Genomic DNA, 18,461 nt, shown 5'->3' on the forward strand with positions numbered 1-18,461 from the left:
ATTCGCAGGTGGACGCAGCCGACATGGGCAGAGACCTGTCCAAGGTCCTCATCTCCGAGGAAGAGCTCCAGGCCAAGGTCAAGGAGCTCGCCGGGCAGATCGACGCCGACTACGCCGGCCACGAACTGCTGATCGTCGGAGTGCTGAAGGGTGCCGTCATGGTGATGGCCGACCTCGCGCGGGCGCTCCACGTGCCGGTCCAGATGGACTGGATGGCGGTGTCCTCCTACGGCGCCGGCACCAAGTCGTCGGGCGTCGTGCGGGTGCTGAAAGACCTCGACACCGACATCGCGGGCCGCCACGTGCTGGTCGTCGAGGACATCATCGACTCGGGCCTGACCCTGTCGTGGCTGCTGAACAACCTCCAGTCGCGCAACCCGGCCTCGGTCGAGATCTGCACTCTGCTGCGCAAGCCCGAGGCGGTGAAAGTCCCTCTTGAGGTGAAGTACGTCGGCTTCGACATCCCCAACGAGTTCGTCATCGGTTATGGCCTCGACTATGCCGAGCGCTACCGGAACCTCCCATTCATCGGCACTCTCGCGCCACATGTCTATGGCGGCGAATAAGCCCTGAGCGAAGTGACCCCTCAAGGGGCTTGATATTTGCTCCGCGCGAGGGGAACACGTCTGTCCCTGACGTACGTTGGATGAGCAATGCCCGAGCCTGCCGTGCGGTGACCCTCACCGGCGGCTCGGTGTACCTTCTGATAACCCGGGGGCGGCCCCGGGAGTCAGTAGGAGCGGCAAAGGGTGCCGCGACCCCCTTTACCCAAAGGGGGCCAGGCCTTGGTCAGGAAGGGACGGGCCCGCCGGGGTTCCGCATCGGATGGATCTCAAGCGATTTACACGTGGGCCACTGCTGTGGATCCTGGGCATCGTCGTGCTTCTGCTGCTCGTCACGACGTTGATGAACACGGGCGGGAATTACACCTCCGCCGACACCTCCACGGTGCTCCAGCAGATCAACAGCGGCAATGTGGTGAGCGCCAAGATTGTCGACAAGGATCAGCTCGCCCAGGTGACGCTGGCCAAGCCCATCACCGTCGGCGGCAAGTCCACCGACCGCATCCAGTCCTCCTGGGTGACCGGTCAGGGCGTCCAGTTCACCGACTCTCTGGCGAAGGCGAACCCGAAGAACGGGTGGACGGTCGAGGTTCCCAAGGAGAACTTCTTCGTCACCCTGCTCATGAGCTTCCTGCCGATCATCCTGATCGTCCTGTTCTTCTTGTTCTTCCTGAACCAGATGCAGGGCGGCGGCTCTCGGGTGATGAACTTCGGCAAGTCGAAGGCCAAGCTCATCACCAAGGACACCCCGAAGACGACGTTCGCCGACGTGGCCGGGGCCGACGAGGCGATCGAGGAGCTCCAGGAGATCAAGGAGTTCCTGCAGGCGCCCGCCAAGTTCCAAGCCATCGGCGCCAAGATCCCCAAGGGCGTGCTGCTCTACGGCCCGCCCGGAACCGGTAAGACCCTGCTCGCCAGGGCCGTCGCCGGCGAGGCCGGGGTGCCGTTCTACTCGATCTCCGGTTCCGACTTCGTGGAGATGTTCGTGGGTGTCGGCGCGAGCCGCGTCCGCGACCTGTTCGAGCAGGCCAAGGCCAACGCCCCCGCGATCATCTTCATCGACGAGATCGACGCCGTCGGCCGTCACCGCGGCGCCGGCCTCGGCGGTGGGCACGACGAGCGCGAGCAGACCCTGAACCAGCTCCTCGTCGAGATGGACGGCTTCGACGTCAAGGGCGGCGTGATCCTCATCGCCGCGACGAACCGGCCCGACATCCTCGACCCCGCGCTGCTGCGTCCCGGCCGGTTCGACCGGCAGGTCACGGTCGACCGTCCCGACCTTGAGGGCCGCAAGGGCATCCTCAAGGTCCACGGGCGCGGCAAGCCGTTCACCGAGAACGTCGACCTCGACGTCATCGCCCGCCGGACGCCCGGTTTCACCGGTGCCGACCTGGCCAACGTCCTCAACGAGGCGGCCCTGCTGACCGCCCGCCAGGACAAGAAGCTCATCACGATGGAGATCCTCGAAGAGTCGATCGACCGCGTGATGGCGGGTCCCGAGCGCAAGTCGCGGATCATGTCCGACCAGGAGAAGAAGATCATCGCCTACCACGAGGGCGGCCACGCCCTGGTGGCCCACGCGCTGCCCAACTCCGACCCGGTCCACAAGATCACGATCCTGTCGCGCGGCCGCGCTCTCGGCTACACGATGACGCTGCCGATGGAAGACAAGTTCCTGGCCACCCGCTCGGAGATGAACGACCAGCTCGCGATGCTGCTGGGCGGCCGCACGGCCGAGGAGCTCGTCTTCCACGAGCCCACGACCGGCGCCTCCAACGACATCGAGAAGGCGACCTCGATCGCCCGCCGCATGGTCACCGAATACGGCATGAGCGAGAAGCTCGGCGCGCGCAAGTTCGGCTCCGGCAACGGCGAGGTCTTCCTCGGCCGTGAGATGGGCCACGAGCGCGACTACTCCGAGCAGATCGCCTCGTCCATCGACGACGAGGTGCGCCGCCTGATCGAGTCGGCCCACGACTCGGCCTGGGAGATCCTGGTCGAATACCGTGACGTGCTCGACAACCTGGTCCTGGAGCTGATGGAGAAGGAGACCCTGTCCCGCGAGCAGGTGCTGGAGATCTTCGCGCCCATCGTGGTCAGGGAGAAGCGGCCGTCCTACGCCGGTTACGGCAAGCGGCTGCCCTCCGACCGTCCTCCGGTGATCACTCCGAAGGAGGTCGCCGCGGCCAACGGCCACGGCACCGCCGCCATCGCCTCCGGCAACGGCTCCGCTGTCGCGCAGCCCGCACCCCAAAAGGACGAGGCGTAAGAAAAGTGGTTGGCAAGCCTCTCCAGGTCGACAACGCCCGGATCGAAGCGGCCGTTCGCGAACTCCTGATCGCGATCGGCGAGGATCCGGACCGTGAGGGCCTGGTCGAGACCCCGGCGCGCGTCGCCCGAGCCTACGCGGAGCAGTTCGCGGGGCTCGGGCAGAAGCCGGAAGACGTTCTGACGACGGTGTTCGACGCCGACCACGACGAGATGGTCCTGGTGCGCGACATCGAGATCTACTCCACGTGCGAACACCACCTGGTGCCCTTCCACGGGGTGGCCCACATCGGCTACATCCCCAACGCGAAGGGCCAGGTGACGGGCCTGTCGAAGCTGGCCCGCCTGGCCGACCTCTACGCCCGCAGGCCCCAGGTGCAGGAACGGCTGACCTCCCAGGTCGCCGACGCCCTGATGGACGTCCTGAAGCCCCGGGGCGCGATCGTGGTCATCGAGGCCGAGCACATGTGCATGACCATGCGCGGCGTCCGCAAACCGGGCGCCAAGACGATCACCTCGGCGGTCCGCGGCATCTTCCGCGAAGACGACAAGACCCGCGCCGAGGCGATGTCCCTGATCATCGGCCGTTAGGTTCGATCGTTATCCACAGGTGGCCCCCGGGCGGCTGATCGTGATGCCCGAACGCCTAGGCTTGATCCCGATCGACACCATGAGGAGCCGTTGATGAGCGCGTTCACCGTGCCGGGGCTGCCCGACGCCGGGCGCTGCCTCGTCATGGGCGTGGTCAACGTGACCCCCGACTCCTTCTCCGACGGCGGCCGGTGGTTCAACCCCGACACCGCCGTCGCCCACGGCCTGGCCCTGGTCGAACAGGGCGCTGACATCGTCGACGTGGGCGGTGAGTCGACCCGTCCCGGGGCGGCGCGGGTCTCCCTGGAAGAGGAGCTCCACCGGGTCGAGCCGGTGATCCGGGGCCTGTCCGCCGAGGGCGTCGTCGTCAGCGTCGACACCATGCGGGCCGAGGTCGCCGAGATGGCCGTGGCCGCCGGGGCGAAGCTGGTCAACGACGTGAGCGGCGGCCTGGCCGATCCCGAGATGGCCCGCGTGGTGGCCGCCTCCGGCGTCGCCTACGTGGTGATGCACTGGCGCGGCCACAGCAGAGACATGGAGACGCGGGCGATCTACACCGACGTGGTCACTGAGGTCACCGAGGAGCTGCGCAAGCGCGTCGACTCGGTGCTCGCCGAAGGCGTCCGCGAGGAGCAGTTGATCATCGACCCAGGCCTGGGGTTCTCCAAGCAGGCCGACCACAACTGGGCGCTCCTGGCCGGTCTCGGCCGGCTCCGCGAGCTGGGCCACCCCGTGATCATCGGGGCGTCCCGCAAGCGCTTCCTCGGCCGCCTTCTGGCCGGTCCCGGCGGCGAACCCCGTCCGTTCGCCGACAACGACGACGCGACCCTCGCGGTCACCGCGCTCGCCGCCCGCGACGGCGCCTGGTGTGTGCGTGTCCACGACGTCCGACCCAACGCCGACGCCGTCCGGGTTGCCGCGGCGTGGAGGGCAGCCGATGAAAGAGGTTGAAGACCTCAACCAGGCCTTTTACGCCGCGATCGAAAGCGCCGACCTGGATCGGATGTCGGAGATCTGGGTGGACGACGTGCCCGACCACCTGGTCGCGATGTGCGTCCATCCCGGCTGGCCGCTGCTGTCGGGCCGCGGCGAAGTGCTCCGATCGTGGGCGCTGATCATGGCCAACACGCCCTACATCCAGTTCGTGCTGACCGACGTGCAGACGACGGTGTTAGGGAATGTCGCGGTGCTGACCTGCGCCGAGAACATCCTGACGGCGGCCGACGCCGAAGACGTGGGCGACACGGGCTTCGCGGCGGGCCGGGTCGTGGCCACCAACACCTTCGTGAAGACGGCCGGGGGCTGGCGCCTGTGGCACCACCACGGGTCCCCGGTCCTGCAGACGGGCGACGACGACGAAGAAGAGGAAGCCTCGTAGATCTCCGTCCGGTGGAATGTCCGTTCGGGCGGGGGGCGTTGTGATGCTCGGAACCGGCTGCCTGTAGAAAGTGATCTCGGGCCGAGATGAGCGGGGAGGTGTCGTGGGTCTCGACACGGTGAGCTTGAGAGGGCTCCGGGCGCGGGGGCGGCATGGGTGCCTGCCCGCCGAGCGTGAGCTGGGGCAGGAGTTCGTCGTCGACGCGACGCTGTTCCTCGACGTGGCCCCGGCGGCGGCCGGCGACGATCTGACCAAGACGGTCGACTACGGCGCGCTGGCCCTGGAGCTGGTGGGCGTGGTCGAGGGTGAGCCGGTCAACCTCATCGAGACGCTGGCCGAGCGGCTGGCGGGGGTCTGCCTGCGGCACGAGCTGGTGGAGAGCGTGGAGGTCGCCGTGCACAAGCCGGCCGCCCCCATCCCGCTGCCGTTCGACGACGTGGTGGTGACGGTCAGGAGGTCGCGGTGAGGGTCGTGTTCTCGCTCGGCTCCAACCTCGGGCAGCGGATGGACTATCTGCAGAGCGGTCTCGACGCGCTGTTCGACGCGCCCGGCATGTCCTTCGTGGCGCTCTCGCCGGTCTACGAGACCGATCCGGTCGGCGGGCCCTCACAGGGGGCCTATCTGAACGCCGTGGTGATCGGGGAGACCTCGCTCGACCCCCGGACCCTGCTCGACCGGGCCAACGGGGTGGAAGACGCGTTCGGGCGGGTGCGCGCGGAGCACTGGGGGCCGCGCACGCTCGACGTCGACATCGTCATGGTCGACAACCTGATGTCCGACGACCCCGAGCTGACGCTGCCCCATCCCCGCGCCCACGAGCGGGCCTTCGTGCTGGTGCCGTGGTCCCAGGCCGACCCCGCCGCGGTGCTGCCGGGCCGGGGTTCGGTGGCGGCGCTGCTGAGCGGCCTCGACCAGAGCGGCGTGCGGCTCCGGGCCGACCTGTCGCTGGAACCCCCGCTTTAGGAGTCTGTCGTGAAGCCCAGCAACCCCGGTGTGCTCGTCGGCGTTGTGGTCGTGTTCGCCGTGGTGACCTGGGGATTCCTGCAGGGGGCCTATTCGAGTCTGCCGCAGGTGCCCTGGACGGCCATTCCGACGTTCCTGCTGCTGGCGATCGGCGAGGCCTACACGGGGTGGCTGACGCGCGCCCGGATCAACCGGAAAGAGGGCACCACCCCGCCCGAGCCACTGGTCGTGGCCCGGCTGGCCGCTCTGGCCAAGGCCACGGCCCTGGCCGCGTCGGGGCTCGCGGGGGTGTTCGCCGGGTTCTTCATCCACACCCTGGGGATGTTCGACATCCCCGGCCCGAGGCAGGACGCGCTCGTGGCGGCGGGGTCGCTGGTCTCGGCCGTCCTGCTGATCTGCGCGGCGCTCTTCCTGGAGTACTGCTGCCGGGTCCCCGAGGACCCCAACCACCAGGGCCAGCGCCCCGCCTGACCCTCGGCTATTTGTCGATGTCGCCGACGACGAAGAACATCGAGCCCAGAATGGCGACCATGTCGGCCACCAGGTGGCCGGGAAGCATCTCGCGCAGGACCTGGACGTTGTTGAAGCTGGCGCTTCTCAGCTTCAGCCGCCACGGCGTCTTCTCGCCCCGGCTGACCAGGTAGTAGCCGTTGATCCCCAGCGGGCTCTCCGTCCAGGCGTACGTGTGCCCTTCGGGAACCTTGAGGATCTTGGGCAGGCGCTGGTTGATGGGGCCGGGCGGCAGGTCGGCCAGGCGGTCGAGGCAGGCGTCGGCCAGGTCCAGGGAGACCTTGACCTGGTCGAGCAGGACCTCGAAGCGGGCGTGGCAGTCGCCGGCCTCCCGGGTGACGACCTTGAGGGGGAGCTCGCCGTAGGCCAGGTAGGGGTCGTCGCGGCGCAGGTCCCAGTCGACGCCCGAGGCGCGGGCGATGGGGCCGCTGACGCCGTACTGGCGGATCGTCTCGGGGGTCAGGACCCCCACGCCACGGGTCCGGGCCAGGAAGATCTCGTTGCCGGAGATCAGGTTCTCGATGTCGGGCAGGCGGCGGCGCACGTCGGCGACGGCCTGGCGGGTGCGGGACATCCAGCCTTCGGGGATCTCCTCCTTCAGGCCCCCGACGCGGTTGAACATGTAGTGCATCCGGCCGCCGGAGATCTCCTCCATCACCGCCTGGAGGGTCTCGCGCTCGCGGAAGGCGTAGAAGAGCGGGGTGATGGCGCCCAGTTCGAGGGGGTAGCTGCCCAGGAACATCAGATGGTTCAGGACGCGGTTCAGCTCGGCGAGCAGGGTGCGGGTCCAGACGGCGCGGACCGGGACCTCCATGCCGAGCATGCGCTCGACCGCGATGACCACGCCCAGTTCGTTGGCGAAGGCCGAGAGCCAGTCGTGCCGGTTGGCCAGGACGATGATCTGGCGGTAGTCGCGGACCTCGAAGAGCTTCTCGGCCCCCCGGTGCATGTAGCCGATGATCGGTTCGGCCGTGCCGATGCGTTCGCCGTCGAGGGTGAGGCGGAGGCGCAGGACGCCGTGGGTCGACGGGTGTTGCGGGCCGATGTTGAGGATCATGTCCTCGGTCGCGAGCTCCTTGGCGCCCGCGCCCATGCCGACCACGATCTCGCTCATGGTCTCATCGTGCCACGCCGCGATTAGCATGTGAAATGTGCGGTTTGACCCTTGGAACCCGGATTTCGTCGCCCATCCTTACGATGTCTACACCGATCTTCGTGCGGTGGGGCCCGTCTCCTACTTCGACAAGACCGATCAATATCTGATCCCGCGCTACGAGGACGTCAACGCCCTCCTGCGGGATCGGCGGCTCGGGAGGTCGTATCTCCATCTCGAGGACCACTCCGTTTTCGGCCACGTGCCGGAGCCGGAGTTCCAGGAGCCGTTCTGGCGGGTGATCCGGGCGGGGATGCTCGACGTCGAGCCGCCGGTCCACACGCGGCTGCGGCGGCTGGTGTCCAAGGCGTTCACGCCCCGGATGGTTGAGTCGCTGCGGCCCCGGATCAGGGCCATGGCCGCCGAGCTGGCCGACGCGCTGGCCGCCAAGGGCGGCGGCGACCTGATCGCCGAGGTGGCCGAGCCGCTGCCGGTGACGGTGATCGCCGAGATGCTCGGCGTGCCCGAGCAGGACCGGCGGCACCTGCGGCCGTGGTCGGCCGACATCTGCGGCATGTACGAGCTCAACCCGTCCCTCGACGCCCAGCACACCGCCGCGCGGGCGGCCGGGGAGTTCGCCGCCTACCTGCGCGACCTGGCCCGGCTCAGGGCCGAGAACCCCGGTGACGACCTGATCAGCGCGTTGACCCAGGTCGGGCTGACCGAAGACGAGCTGGTCGGCACCTGCGTGCTGCTGCTCAACGCCGGGCACGAGGCGACGGTCAACGTGACCGGCAACGGCTGGTGGTCGCTGTTCCGCAACCCCGCCGAGCTCCAGCGGCTCCGCGACGACCGCTCGCTGCTGCCGACGGCGGTCGAGGAGATGATGCGCTGGGACACGCCGCTGCAGATGTTCGAGCGGTGGGTGCTGGAGGACGTCGAGGTCGGCGGCACCCCGATCCCGCGCGGCAGCGAGGTGGCCCTGCTGTTCGGCTCCGCCAACCGCGACCCGTCGGTGTTCCCCGAACCTGACCGGTTCGACGTGGGGCGTACCGACAATCCGCACATCTCGTTCGGAGCGGGCATCCACTTCTGCCTGGGCGCGCCGCTGGCCCGCATCGAGCTCATCGAGTCGTTCGGCGCGCTCCTCGACCGGGGGATCGACCTGGTCGAGGAGCCGACGTGGAAGCCCGGCTACGTGATCCGGGGCCTCACCGAACTGCGGGTCTCCACGCACTGAGCAGTTGTCCACAGGCTGTGGACAACTCAGTGGGGGGCGGGCTTCGCCTTGGTCAGCGCCGCCACCAGCGGCGCCGTCAGACGGGCCGCCAGTGGACCGAAGGCCGCCAGGATCAGCACGTAGGCCGCCGCCAGAGGCCCCAGATCCGGGTGGGCCCCGGCCGCCACGGCCAGACCGGCGATGACGATGTTGAACTCACCGCGCGGGATGAGGGCGATGCCGGCCCGGACCCGGCCGGCCCGCCCGATGCCCGCCCGCCGGGCCGCGAACGAGCCCGTCGCCAGCTTGGTGACCATGCTGACCAGCGCCAGGATCGCGGCCAGCCACAGCACCGGCACGATCTTGGCGGGGTCGGTCTGCAGCCCGAAGAAGACGAAGAAGACCGCCGCGAACAGGTCCCTGATGGGCATCAGGAGCGCGCGGGCGTCGTGGGCCAGCTCGCCCGACAGCGCGATGCCGACCAGGAACGCGCCGACCGCCGCCGACACCTGGAGCTGCTGGGCCAGGCCGGCGACCAGCATGGCCAGGCCGATGACCTTGAGCAGCAGCACCTCGGAGTTCGGGCTGGCGACGAACTTCTCGATCCAGTCGCCGAACTTCAGCGCCACGACGAGGACCACCGTGACCGTCGCCAGCGCGATCGCGACCGTGATCGCGCCGCTCACCAGCGACACGCCGGCCAGCAGGGCCGTCAGGATCGGCAGGTAGAGCGCCATCGTCAGGTCTTCGAAGACCAGCAGCGACAGCACGACCGGCGTCTCGCGGTTACCGATCCAGCCCAGGTCCGACAGGACCTTCGCGGTGATGCCCGACGACGTCGCGTAGGTGACGCCGCCCATCGCGATCGCCGCGACCGGGCCCCAGCCGAGCAGCAGCGCGGCGATCACGCCGGGGGCGGCGTTGAGGACCAGGTCGACCAGGCCGCTGGGCGCGTTGCTCTTGAGGCTGGTCATGAGTTCGTCGGCGTTGTACTCCAGGCCCAGGGTGAGCAGCAGGAGGATCACGCCCAGTTCGGCGCCGGTGGCGATGAACTCCTCGCTGGTCGCGAGGGGCAGGATGCCGCCCGTGCCGAAGGCCAGACCGGCGACCAGGTAGAGGGGGATCGGCGAGATGCCGACGCGCAGGGCGAGCGCCCCGAGGATGCCGAGCGCGAGAATGACCCCGCCGAGCTCGAGGAAAAGTATTGCGGTGTGGTGCACTCGTCGACCTACCCGTCGGCCAGTATGTCGGCAACCGCCGCGGTGTTCTCGGCGTCGCCGACCACCACGACCACGTCTCCGGCCCGGAACCCGAAATCGGGCGTCGGGCTGGCGTGCACCTGATCACCGCGCACCACGGCCACCACGGAGGCGCCGGTGCGGGTGCGGATGCGGGCGTCCCCGAGGGTGCGCCCGTCGTAGGGCGAGCTCGGGGTCACCGGGATCTGCACGCTGACCAGGCCTTCGACCTCGCGGTGGAGGGCGTTGAGGCGCTGGACGATGCGGGGCGCGCCGAGGAGCTCGACGAGCGCGTCGGCCTCCTCGTCGGTGAGTTGCACGCTCTCACATGCCCGATCAGGGTCGTCGCGGTCGTAGATGATCAGATCGCGTCTGCCGGAACGGTGCGACACGATGCCGATGCGGCGGCCCGTGTGGGTCGTGAACTCGTGTTTGAGGCCAATCCCTGGCAGTGCGGTCTGTTCGATCTCCACACCCTTTACCGTACCTGTTCTAACCAGCCGAAACCTCCCAGCCCCTGGGGGTCGATGAGCTCGGCCTCGGCCGACGCGCGGGCCAGCGCGCGCAGGTAGCCGCGGGGGTCGGACGAGGCCAGCGCCAGCGGCGGGCGGGCCCCCGTGAGGCCGAGGGCGCGCAGGGCCTCGCGCTGGGTGGTGAGCAGGCCCTCTCCCCGGGCGCAGGCGTCGAGGGCGACGTGGGCGGTGATGTCACAGGTGCCGTCGGGGACCGGGGGCACGGCGTGGCCGTCGCGATAGCCGGTCAGGGTGCCCTGGTCGGGCCGGTCGGCCAGCACGTGGGAGTAGTCGACGGCGACGCACATGCCGCGCGAGAGACGTGCGAGAAGGGAGTTCCACGCCTCGTCGCGCGGACGGCCGATCTCGGCGCGCGACCCGACGCGGGGGAGCGGCCACCAGGCGGCGAGCCAGGCGAGGTCGGCGGGATCGGTGAGCGGGGGTCCCAGGCGCTCGGAACCGGTCTCGGGGTCGACCTCGACCAGGCAGGGGCCGTCGGGGGTCTGCTCGACCACGTCGACGGGCACGTTGTCGAGCCACTCGTTGGCCACGACCAGCCCGGTGATCTCCCCGGGAGGCTCCGAGGCCCACTCGACCCCCGGGGGCAGGCCGCCGGGGCGCGGCGCGAGATCGACCGCGACCACGCGCAGCCGCTCCCCGCCGAACGCCGCCAGCACCCCCGCCGCCAGCCGCCCGTCACCCGCGCCCATGTCGACGAAATCGAGCCGTTCCGGGTGCCCCAGGTCGGCGTCGACCCGGGCCAGCAACCGCGCCACGGCCTCGGCGAACAGCGGCGAGGCATGCACGGACGTGCGGAAATGCGCCGAAGGCCGCTCCTTGAGGTAGAACCCGCCGTCTCCGTAGAGCGCCCGATGGGTCGCCGCCCGCCACGAAACCCACATCCGCCCGACACTACCCGTGTCCGGATGTGGACACCCTTGATCAAGGCCAGGCCCCTAACGGCTTCCAGTCCGCGCCCGCCGTTACTCTGGCGGTCGGGAGGACGGCATGGACACAAGTGATCGCCCCGCGCGACTCACCGTGGGGGTGCTCGGAGCCGGACGGGTGGGTTCCGTTCTCGGTGCCGCTTTGGCCCAGGCGGGCCACCGGGTGGTGGCCGCCAGCGGCGTTTCCGACGCGTCCCAGCGGCGCGCGAACGACCTGCTGGGGATCGACCTGAGCAGGCCCGACGAGGTCATGCGCCGAGCTGAACTCATCCTGCTGACGGTGCCCGACGACGTGCTGCCCGGTCTGGTTTCCGGGCTCGCCGCCACCGGGGCCGACCTGCGGGGCAAGCTGCTGATGCACGCCAGCGGCGCCTACGGGCTGGGCGTGCTGCAGCCCGCGACCGAGCTGGGAGCCCTGCCGCTGGCGCTCCACCCGGTGATGACCTTCACTGGGCGCGGCGACGACTTCGGGCGGCTGAACGGCGCGACCTTCGGAGTGACCGCGCCCGAGCAGCTGCGCCCGGTGGCCGAGGCGCTGGTGATCGAGATGGGCGGCGAGCCGGTCTGGATCAACGACCGCGACCGGCCGCTCTACCACGCCGCCGTCGCGGGGGCCGCCAACCACATGGTCACCCTGATCGCCGAGTCACAGGACCTGCTGGAGCGCATCGGGGTCGAACACCCCGGCCGGATGCTGGGGCCGCTGCTGGGGGCCGCGCTCGACAACGTGCTCCGGCTGGGGATCAACGGGCTGACCGGGCCGGTCGTGCGGGGAGACGCCGAGACCGTGCGCAGACACGTCGACGCCCTGATCCTCGCCGCGCCCGAGGCGGCCGACGCGTACATCGCGCTGGCCAGGCTGACCGCCGACCGGGCCCTGGCGGCGGGTCTGTTGAAGCCCGAGGCGGCCGAACGGCTCCTCGACGCGCTGGGAGGCAACATATGGACCTGACGGTCGCCGGGAACCGCGCGGAACTCGAGGGCGCGCGCCGCCCCGGCTCCTACGCGCTGGTGCCCACGATGGGCGCGCTGCACGAAGGGCACCGGTCGCTGATCCGGCTGGCCCACGAGCAGGCCGACCGCGTGATCGTCAGCATCTTCGTCAACCCGCTCCAGTTCGGGCCCAACGAGGACTTCGGGCGCTATCCCCGGACGTTCGACAGCGACCTGGAGGTCTGCGGCGAAGAGGGCGTGAGCGTCGTGTTCGCGCCCGCCGTCGAGGACATGTACCTGCCCGACCGGCAGGTCTCGGTGTCGGCCGGGGCGATGGGCACGGTCGCCGAGGGCGCGTTCCGGCCGGGACACTTCGACGGCGTGCTCACCGTGGTGCTGAAGCTGTTCAACCTGACCCGGCCCGACGTGGCCGTGTTCGGGCAGAAGGACGCCCAGCAGCTCGCCCTGATCCGCCGGATGGTCGCCGACCTCGACGTCCCCGTGAGGATCGTCGCGGGTCGGACCGTGAGAGAGCCCGACGGCCTGGCCCTGTCGAGCCGCAACCGCTACCTGTCGGCCGACGACCGGGTCACGGCGCTCCACCTGTCCAAGGCCCTCGACGCCGGGGCCAGGAACCCGCAGAGGGCGAAGGAGGCGGCCAAGGCGGTGCTCGAAGAGGCCGCCCGGCTCAAGCCCCCGCTGCTGCTCGACTACCTGACGCTGGCCGATCCCGCCACGTTCGAGGAGGTCTCCCCAGGTCACCGTGGGGAGGCGATCCTCGCGGTGGCCGCCAAGGTCGGGACGACCCGCCTGATCGACAACGTCGTGCTCACCGTTTGAAGCGAGACGCGGACGGCCGAAGGCCGGCCGTGGCTCGCGTTTGTGAACCTGCCTAGAGAACAGGACCCCCGATGCTCCGGACCATGCTCACGTCCAAGATCCACCGGGCGACCGTGACCCAGGCCGACCTCCACTACGTCGGGTCCCTGACGGTCGACGAAGACCTGCTGGACGCGGCCGGCCTGCTGGCGGGTGAGCAGGTCCACGTCGTCGACATCGACAACGGGGCGCGGCTGGTGACGTACACCATCCCGGGCCCACGGGGGTCGGGGATCATCGGCATCAATGGGGCCGCGGCCCGCCTGGTCTCGCCGGGGGATCTGGTGATCATCATCGCGTACGGCCAGCTCAGCGACGCCGAGGCGCGGGCCTACACCCCGAAGGTGGTCCACGTCGACCGCGACAACCGGATCGTGGATCTCGGTGCGGATCTGGCCGCGTCCTTGCTGCCCGGCCTGGAGCGGGGCGACGAAGTGGCCACCCGGGGATGAGCCCCGGCATCGTGGGCGTTATCGTCATATTGACGAAAGGGGCTCGCGATGACCGACACCACCCTCCCCCGCAGACTGACCGCGCCACCTCCGGGCTGGACGACGTCCGCCGACGTGGTCGTGGTCGGCTCCGGGATCGCGGGGCTGACCGTGGCGTTGCGCTACACCGAGCTCACCTCCTCCGGCCGCGTGCTGGTCGTCACCAAGGACGTGCTGTCGGCCGGGTCGACCCAGTGGGCCCAGGGCGGCATCGCCGCCGTGCTCTCCCCGAACGACACCCCTGACGAGCACCTGAGCGACACCTTGCTGGCCGGTGCCGGGCTCTGCGACGAGGAGGCCGTGCGGGTCCTGGTCACCGAGGGGCCCGACGCGCTCAAGCGCCTGATGGAGCACGGCGCCCGCTTCGACCGCGACGCGCGCGGTGAGTTGCAGCTGACTCGCGAGGGCGGCCACCGGCGTAACCGGATCGTGCACGCCGGCGGCGACGCCACCGGGGCCGAGGTCCAGCGGGCCCTGATCGAGGCGGCCACCCACGAGCCGCGCATCGAGATCATCGAGCACGCCCTCGTCCTCGACCTGCTCACCGACGACAAGGGCCGGGCCTGCGGGATCACCCTCCACGTCATGGGCGAGGGCGCCCGCGACGGCGTCGGCGCGGTCCGCGCCGCGGCGGTGGTCCTGGCCAGCGGCGGCATGGGCCAGGTGTACGCCTCCACGACCAACCCCGTGGTCTCCACCGGCGACGGGGTGGCGCTGGCGCTGCGCGCCGGGGCGGTCGTCCGCGACCTGGAGTTCGTCCAGTTCCACCCGACGGTCCTGTGGCTCGGCGACGGCTCGACCGGCCAGCAGCCCCTGGTCTCCGAGGCGGTCAGGGGCGAGGGCGCGTTCCTGATCGACCGGAACGGTGAACGGTTCATGGCCGGCGTGCACGAGCTCGCCGACCTCGCCCCCCGCGACGTCGTGGCCAAGGCGATCATGCGGCGGATGGCCGAGACCGGCGACGACCACGTGTACCTCGACGCGCGGGCCTTCGGCGAGGACAAGTGGCAGGCCCGGTTCCCCACGATCCTCGCGGTCTGCCGGGAGCACGGCATCGACCCGGTGACCGAGCCGATCCCGGTCGCCCCGGCCGCCCACTACGCCAGCGGGGGAGTGCGGACCGACCTGTTCGGCCGGACCAGCGCCCCCGGCCTCTACGCCTGCGGCGAGACCGCCTGCACCGGCGTGCACGGGGCGAACCGGCTGGCGTCCAACTCGCTGCTCGAAGGGCTGGTGTTCGCCGAGCGGATCGCCTCCGACCTGATCACGCCGAGGGCGGTGCCGGGGGAGCCCGTCCTCGCCGAGGAGATCGGACTGATCGACCCCCGGGCGCGCGGCCGGGTCCAGGCGTTCATGAGCCGGGGCGCCGGGGTACTGCGCAGCGTGAAGAGCCTGGCCGGGGTCGCCAGGGCACTGCGCGACGCCCGGTGGACCCCGGTCGCGGTCGAGCCCTGCCTGGAGGCGTGGGAGGCGACCAACCTGCACACCGTCGCCTCGGCCCTGACCCGGGCCGCCGCGGCCCGGCAGGAGACCCGGGGCTCCCACTGGCGGGAGGACTTCCCCGACCGCCGCGACGACACGTGGCTCGGCCACCTCGACATCACGCTCACCGAGAAGGGCGAACTCGTCATGGAGCACGCACCGCACGTCAGCGCCGACGCCGACCTGCTGGCCGCCGGGCTCGACCCGGCGGAGATCCACACACTGATCAAGACCGCGTTCCGCGAGGACCTGTCGACCGGGCAGGACGTCACGTCGACCGCCACGATCCCGGCCGGCCAGAAGGCCGTCGCCGACATCGTGGCCCGCCGCTCCGGAGTGGTCGCCGGGCTGCCCGTGGCCGCCGCCGCCTTCCGCTACGCCGGCCTGGAGGTCGAACACCGGGTCAAGGACGGCGACCAGGTCTCCTACGGCGACGTGCTGATGACCGTCAAGGGCGAGACCAGGGAGCTCCTCACGGTCGAGCGCACCGCCCTCAACCTGCTCACCCACCTGTCGGGCATCGCCACCGCGACCGCCCAGTGGGTGAAGGCGATCGAGGGCACCGGCGCCCGCGTCAGGGACACCAGGAAGACCCACCCGGGCCTGCGCTCCCTGGAGAAGTACGCGGTCCGCTGCGGCGGCGGCGTCAACCACCGCATCGGCCTCTACGACGCCGCGTTGATCAAGGACAACCACGTGGTGGCGGCCGGCGGGGTCGCCGAGGCGTTCCGGGCGGTCCGCAAGGCCTACCCGGAGATCCTGATCGAGGTCGAGGTCGACCGCATCGACCAGATCGAGCCGGTCCTGGCCGAGGGTGCCGAGGAGATCCTGCTCGACAACTTCACGGTGCCGCAGCTCAAGGAGGCCGTGGAGCTGGTCGCGGGCCGGGCCCGGCTGGAGTCGAGCGGCGGGCTGACCTTGGCGAGCGCGCGGTCGGTCGCCGAGACGGGGGTCGACTTCCTGGCCGTCGGAGCACTGACCCATTCGTCCCCCGCGCTCGATATTGCCCTAGATCTTCGTGGTGCATAATCGGGGCATGCTCCTCACCATCGATGTCAGCAACACCCACACGGTGCTTGGTTTGTTCGAGGGTGAAGAGGTCATCGAGCACTGGCGCATCGCCACCGACGCCCGCCGGACCGCCGACGAACTCGCGGTGGTCCTGCAGGGCCTGCTGGCCCAGTCGGCCATCCTCAAGAACACCGACATCTCGGGGATCTCGATCTGCTCGACCGTGCCCTCGGTCCTCAACGAGATGCGCGAGATGTCACGCCGCTACTACGGCGACGTGACCTCGGTGGTGGTCGAGCCGGGCGTCCGCACCGGCGTGCCGGTCCGGATGGACAATCCCAAAGAGGTCGGCAGCGACCGTATCGTCAACGCGCTGGCCGCCATCAGCCTGTTCGGCGGCCCGTGCGTGGTCGTCGACTTCGGCACCGCGACCTCCTTCGACGCCGTCTCCGCCCGGGGCGAGTACGTCGGCGCGGTGACCGCCCCCGGCCTGGAGATCAGCGTCGACGCGCTGGCCGAGGCGGGCGCGCAGCTCCACAAGGTCGAGCTGATCCGGCCCCGTTCGGTGATCGCCAAGAACACCGTCGAGGCCCTCCAGTCGGGCATCATCTACGGCTTCGCCGGCCTGGTCGACGGCATCGTCGACCGGATGACCGCCGAGCTCGCGGCCGACCCCGACGAGGTGACCGTGGTGGCGACCGGCCCCGGCGCGCCGCTGGTGGTCAGCGAGGCGCGGACGATCGACGTACACGAACCATGGCTCACTCTTATCGGGCTTCGGCTGGTCTACGCCCGAAACACCGCTTAAACGCCGCTAATCTGTAGTGCCGTGAGCGAAGAGCTGAGCGAGCTTCCGGAGCAGATGCGCGTCCGCCGCGAAAAGCTGGACCGTCTGATCTCCGAAGGCGTCGACCCCTATCCGGTGAACTACCCGCGGACCGCGACCAACGCGGAGGTCCGCGAGAAATACACCGACCTCGAACCGGGCGCCGCGACCGGCGACACCGTCGGCGTGACCGGCCGCGTCATGCTCTCCCGGATCGGCGGCAAACTCTGCTTCGCGACCATCCGCGACGGCTCCGGCGACCTCCAGATCATGCTGTCGCTCGACAAGCTCGGCGAAGACGCGCTGGCGGCCTGGAAGCGCGACGTCGACCTCGGCGACCACGTCGGCATCACCGGCGAGGTCATCACGTCCCGGCGCGGCGAGCTGTCGATCATGGCCGACTCGTGGGCGATCACCGCCAAGTGCCTGCGCCCGCTGCCCGAGAAGCACGCCGGGCTGAGCGACCCCGAGGCCCGCGTCCGGCTGCGCTACGTCGACCTCATCGTCAACGACGAGGCGCGCAAGATGGCCCACGTCCGCAGCGCCACCGTGCGGGCGGTCCGTGACTTCTGGCACGAAGAGGGCTACCTCGAGGTCGAGACCCCGATGCTCCAGCCGATCCACGGCGGCGCGGCGGCCCGGCCGTTCAAGACCCACATCAACGCCTACGACATGGAGCTCTACCTTCGCATCGCGATCGAGCTCTACCTCAAGCGGCTGGTCGTCGGCGGCATCGAGAAGGTCTTCGAGATCAACCGCAACTTCCGCAACGAGGGCGCCGACTCGACCCACAACCCCGAGTTCACCATGCTCGAGGCCTACGGCACCTACCTCGACTACAACGACATGGCCGACCTGACGCAGCGCATGTACCAGAAGGCCGTCGTGGCCGCGCTCGACACCACGGTCGTCCGCCACGGCGACCAGGAGATCGACCTGGGCCTGGCCCAGTGGCCGAGGATCACTCTCTACGGCTCGGTCTCCGAGGCCCTCGGCGAGGAGATCACCACCGAGACGCCGCTCGACGAGCTGCGCAGGCTGGCCGACAAGCGCGAGATCCACTGGGACCCGAAGTGGGGCCAGGGCAAGCTCGTGCAGGAGGTCTTCGAGGCGCTGGTGGAGCACACGCTCATCCAGCCCACGTTCGTCATGGACTATCCGCTGGAGACCTCGCCGCTGACCCGTCAGCACCGGGACAACCCGCTGCTCACCGAGAAGTGGGACCTGATCGGCTTCGGCACCGAGCTCGGCACCGCCTACTCGGAGCTGGTCGACCCGATCGAGCAGCGCCGCCGCCTCACCGAGCAGTCGATCCTGGCCGCCGGCGGCGACGCCGAGGCCATGCAGCTCGACGAGGACTTCCTGCAGGCCCTCGAATACGCCATGCCCCCCACCGGCGGCATGGGAGCGGGCATCGACCGCATGATCATGGCTTTCACCGGAAAAAACATTCGCGAAACAATTCTGTTCCCGCTCGTGCGCCCCAGCCATTGATTCTCGTTTAGCAGCAGGTGGGCCCCCACGCAGCGTGGGGGCCTCACGTTACCGACCGTTCAC

19 protein-coding genes are annotated in these 18,461 nt (G+C 69.9%); 15 read left to right on the forward strand and 4 right to left on the reverse strand.

Annotated elements, in window-relative coordinates; all coding sequences use genetic code 11:
* The first annotated feature begins 8 nt into the window (after positions 1-8).
* The 8 genes from hpt (at position 9) to AW270_RS05380 (ending at position 6,234) form a co-directional block, all read left to right on the forward strand.
* Positions 9-566 carry a hypoxanthine phosphoribosyltransferase gene (gene hpt, locus AW270_RS05345; RefSeq protein WP_061291183.1) on the forward strand — a complete coding sequence of 186 codons (558 nt, stop codon included), beginning with the start codon at positions 9-11 and terminating at the stop codon, positions 564-566.
* Between the two features lie 259 nt (positions 567-825).
* Complete coding sequence (ftsH, locus tag AW270_RS05350) at positions 826-2,832, forward strand: ATP-dependent zinc metalloprotease FtsH (RefSeq protein ID WP_061291185.1); 2,007 nt, start codon at positions 826-828, stop codon at positions 2,830-2,832.
* A gap of 5 nt (positions 2,833-2,837) precedes the next feature.
* Positions 2,838-3,422 (forward strand): GTP cyclohydrolase I FolE, encoded by a 585-nt coding sequence (gene folE, locus AW270_RS05355; protein WP_061291187.1) that lies wholly within the window; start codon positions 2,838-2,840, stop codon positions 3,420-3,422.
* Between the two features lie 93 nt (positions 3,423-3,515).
* Positions 3,516-4,373 (forward strand): dihydropteroate synthase, encoded by an 858-nt coding sequence (gene folP, locus AW270_RS05360; RefSeq protein ID WP_061291189.1) that lies wholly within the window; start codon positions 3,516-3,518, stop codon positions 4,371-4,373.
* Positions 4,360-4,800, forward strand: coding sequence for a nuclear transport factor 2 family protein (locus tag AW270_RS05365; protein WP_061291190.1), 441 nt, complete (start codon positions 4,360-4,362; stop codon positions 4,798-4,800). The genes folP and AW270_RS05365 overlap by 14 nt, the downstream gene beginning before the upstream one ends.
* 103 nt (positions 4,801-4,903) lie before the next feature.
* The gene (gene folB, locus AW270_RS05370) at positions 4,904-5,266 is read left to right on the forward strand and encodes a dihydroneopterin aldolase (protein ID WP_061291192.1); all 363 of its coding nucleotides are present in this window, start codon (positions 4,904-4,906) and stop codon (positions 5,264-5,266) included.
* Complete coding sequence (folK, locus tag AW270_RS05375) at positions 5,263-5,763, forward strand: 2-amino-4-hydroxy-6-hydroxymethyldihydropteridine diphosphokinase (RefSeq protein ID WP_218009094.1); 501 nt, start codon at positions 5,263-5,265, stop codon at positions 5,761-5,763. The genes folB and folK overlap by 4 nt, the downstream gene beginning before the upstream one ends.
* A 9-nt stretch (positions 5,764-5,772) precedes the next feature.
* Complete coding sequence (locus tag AW270_RS05380) at positions 5,773-6,234, forward strand: DUF3180 domain-containing protein (RefSeq protein ID WP_061291196.1); 462 nt, start codon at positions 5,773-5,775, stop codon at positions 6,232-6,234.
* 7 nt (positions 6,235-6,241) lie between these two features.
* Here AW270_RS05380 and AW270_RS05385 read toward each other — a convergent pair whose 3' ends face one another.
* A complete protein-coding gene (locus AW270_RS05385; protein ID WP_061291198.1) occupies positions 6,242-7,387 on the reverse strand; it encodes an NADH-quinone oxidoreductase subunit D in 1,146 nt (381 codons plus the stop codon).
* Between the two features lie 37 nt (positions 7,388-7,424).
* Here AW270_RS05385 and AW270_RS05390 point away from each other — a divergent pair, with 37 nt between their 5' ends.
* Positions 7,425-8,606 carry a cytochrome P450 gene (locus AW270_RS05390; RefSeq protein WP_061291200.1) on the forward strand — a complete coding sequence of 394 codons (1,182 nt, stop codon included), beginning with the start codon at positions 7,425-7,427 and terminating at the stop codon, positions 8,604-8,606.
* Between the two features lie 26 nt (positions 8,607-8,632).
* Here the strand turns inward: AW270_RS05390 and AW270_RS05395 are convergent, their stop codons facing one another.
* Genes AW270_RS05395 through AW270_RS05405 form a run of 3 tightly spaced genes read right to left on the reverse strand, consistent with a single transcriptional unit; the run spans position 8,633 to position 11,237 of the window.
* Entirely contained in the window at positions 8,633-9,805 is a 1,173-nt protein-coding gene (locus AW270_RS05395; protein ID WP_061291202.1) for a cation:proton antiporter, read from the reverse strand.
* A gap of 8 nt (positions 9,806-9,813) precedes the next feature.
* Positions 9,814-10,296 carry a cation:proton antiporter regulatory subunit gene (locus AW270_RS05400; protein ID WP_061291204.1) on the reverse strand — a complete coding sequence of 161 codons (483 nt, stop codon included), beginning with the start codon at positions 10,294-10,296 and terminating at the stop codon, positions 9,814-9,816.
* 5 nt (positions 10,297-10,301) lie between these two features.
* Entirely contained in the window at positions 10,302-11,237 is a 936-nt protein-coding gene (locus AW270_RS05405; RefSeq protein WP_061291206.1) for an SAM-dependent methyltransferase, read from the reverse strand.
* Positions 11,238-11,343: 106 nt separating this feature from the next.
* Here AW270_RS05405 and AW270_RS05410 point away from each other — a divergent pair, with 106 nt between their 5' ends.
* The 6 genes from AW270_RS05410 (at position 11,344) to lysX (ending at position 18,398) form a co-directional block, all read left to right on the forward strand.
* Complete coding sequence (locus AW270_RS05410) at positions 11,344-12,234, forward strand: Rossmann-like and DUF2520 domain-containing protein (RefSeq protein ID WP_061291208.1); 891 nt, start codon at positions 11,344-11,346, stop codon at positions 12,232-12,234.
* A complete protein-coding gene (panC, locus tag AW270_RS05415) occupies positions 12,225-13,055 on the forward strand; it encodes a pantoate--beta-alanine ligase (RefSeq protein WP_061291210.1) in 831 nt (276 codons plus the stop codon). The genes AW270_RS05410 and panC overlap by 10 nt, the downstream gene beginning before the upstream one ends.
* Before the next feature lie 71 nt (positions 13,056-13,126).
* Positions 13,127-13,546, forward strand: coding sequence for an aspartate 1-decarboxylase (panD, locus tag AW270_RS05420; protein ID WP_061291212.1), 420 nt, complete (start codon positions 13,127-13,129; stop codon positions 13,544-13,546).
* A gap of 48 nt (positions 13,547-13,594) precedes the next feature.
* Entirely contained in the window at positions 13,595-16,096 is a 2,502-nt protein-coding gene (locus tag AW270_RS05425; RefSeq protein ID WP_061291214.1) for an L-aspartate oxidase, read from the forward strand.
* A gap of 7 nt (positions 16,097-16,103) precedes the next feature.
* On the forward strand, positions 16,104-16,886 hold the full coding sequence (locus AW270_RS05430) for a type III pantothenate kinase (protein ID WP_061291216.1): 783 nt from the start codon (positions 16,104-16,106) through the stop codon (positions 16,884-16,886).
* 54 nt (positions 16,887-16,940) lie between these two features.
* A complete protein-coding gene (lysX, locus tag AW270_RS05435; protein WP_061291489.1) occupies positions 16,941-18,398 on the forward strand; it encodes a bifunctional lysylphosphatidylglycerol synthetase/lysine--tRNA ligase LysX in 1,458 nt (485 codons plus the stop codon).
* Positions 18,399-18,461: the final 63 nt, after the last annotated feature.

The organism is Herbidospora cretacea (genome assembly GCF_001570605.1).
Lineage (GTDB): Bacteria > Actinomycetota > Actinomycetes > Streptosporangiales > Streptosporangiaceae > Herbidospora > Herbidospora cretacea.

What these genes read in the sequence shown, in the direction of transcription:
- ftsH (WP_061291185.1), top strand. Translation starts at nt 826, where the DNA reads ATGGATCTCAAGCGATTTACACGTGGGCCACTGCTGTGGATCCTGGGC.
- folP (WP_061291189.1), top strand. Translation starts at nt 3,516, where the DNA reads ATGAGCGCGTTCACCGTGCCGGGGCTGCCCGACGCCGGGCGCTGCCTC.
- AW270_RS05365 (WP_061291190.1), top strand. Translation starts at nt 4,360, where the DNA reads ATGAAAGAGGTTGAAGACCTCAACCAGGCCTTTTACGCCGCGATCGAA.
- AW270_RS05385 (WP_061291198.1), bottom strand. Translation starts at nt 7,387, where the DNA reads ATGAGCGAGATCGTGGTCGGCATGGGCGCGGGCGCCAAGGAGCTCGCG.
- AW270_RS05405 (WP_061291206.1), bottom strand. Translation starts at nt 11,237, where the DNA reads ATGTGGGTTTCGTGGCGGGCGGCGACCCATCGGGCGCTCTACGGAGAC.
- AW270_RS05410 (WP_061291208.1), top strand. Translation starts at nt 11,344, where the DNA reads ATGGACACAAGTGATCGCCCCGCGCGACTCACCGTGGGGGTGCTCGGA.
- panC (WP_061291210.1), top strand. Translation starts at nt 12,225, where the DNA reads ATGGACCTGACGGTCGCCGGGAACCGCGCGGAACTCGAGGGCGCGCGC.
- panD (WP_061291212.1), top strand. Translation starts at nt 13,127, where the DNA reads ATGCTCCGGACCATGCTCACGTCCAAGATCCACCGGGCGACCGTGACC.
- AW270_RS05425 (WP_061291214.1), top strand. Translation starts at nt 13,595, where the DNA reads ATGACCGACACCACCCTCCCCCGCAGACTGACCGCGCCACCTCCGGGC.
- AW270_RS05430 (WP_061291216.1), top strand. Translation starts at nt 16,104, where the DNA reads ATGCTCCTCACCATCGATGTCAGCAACACCCACACGGTGCTTGGTTTG.
- lysX (WP_061291489.1), top strand. Translation starts at nt 16,941, where the DNA reads ATGCGCGTCCGCCGCGAAAAGCTGGACCGTCTGATCTCCGAAGGCGTC.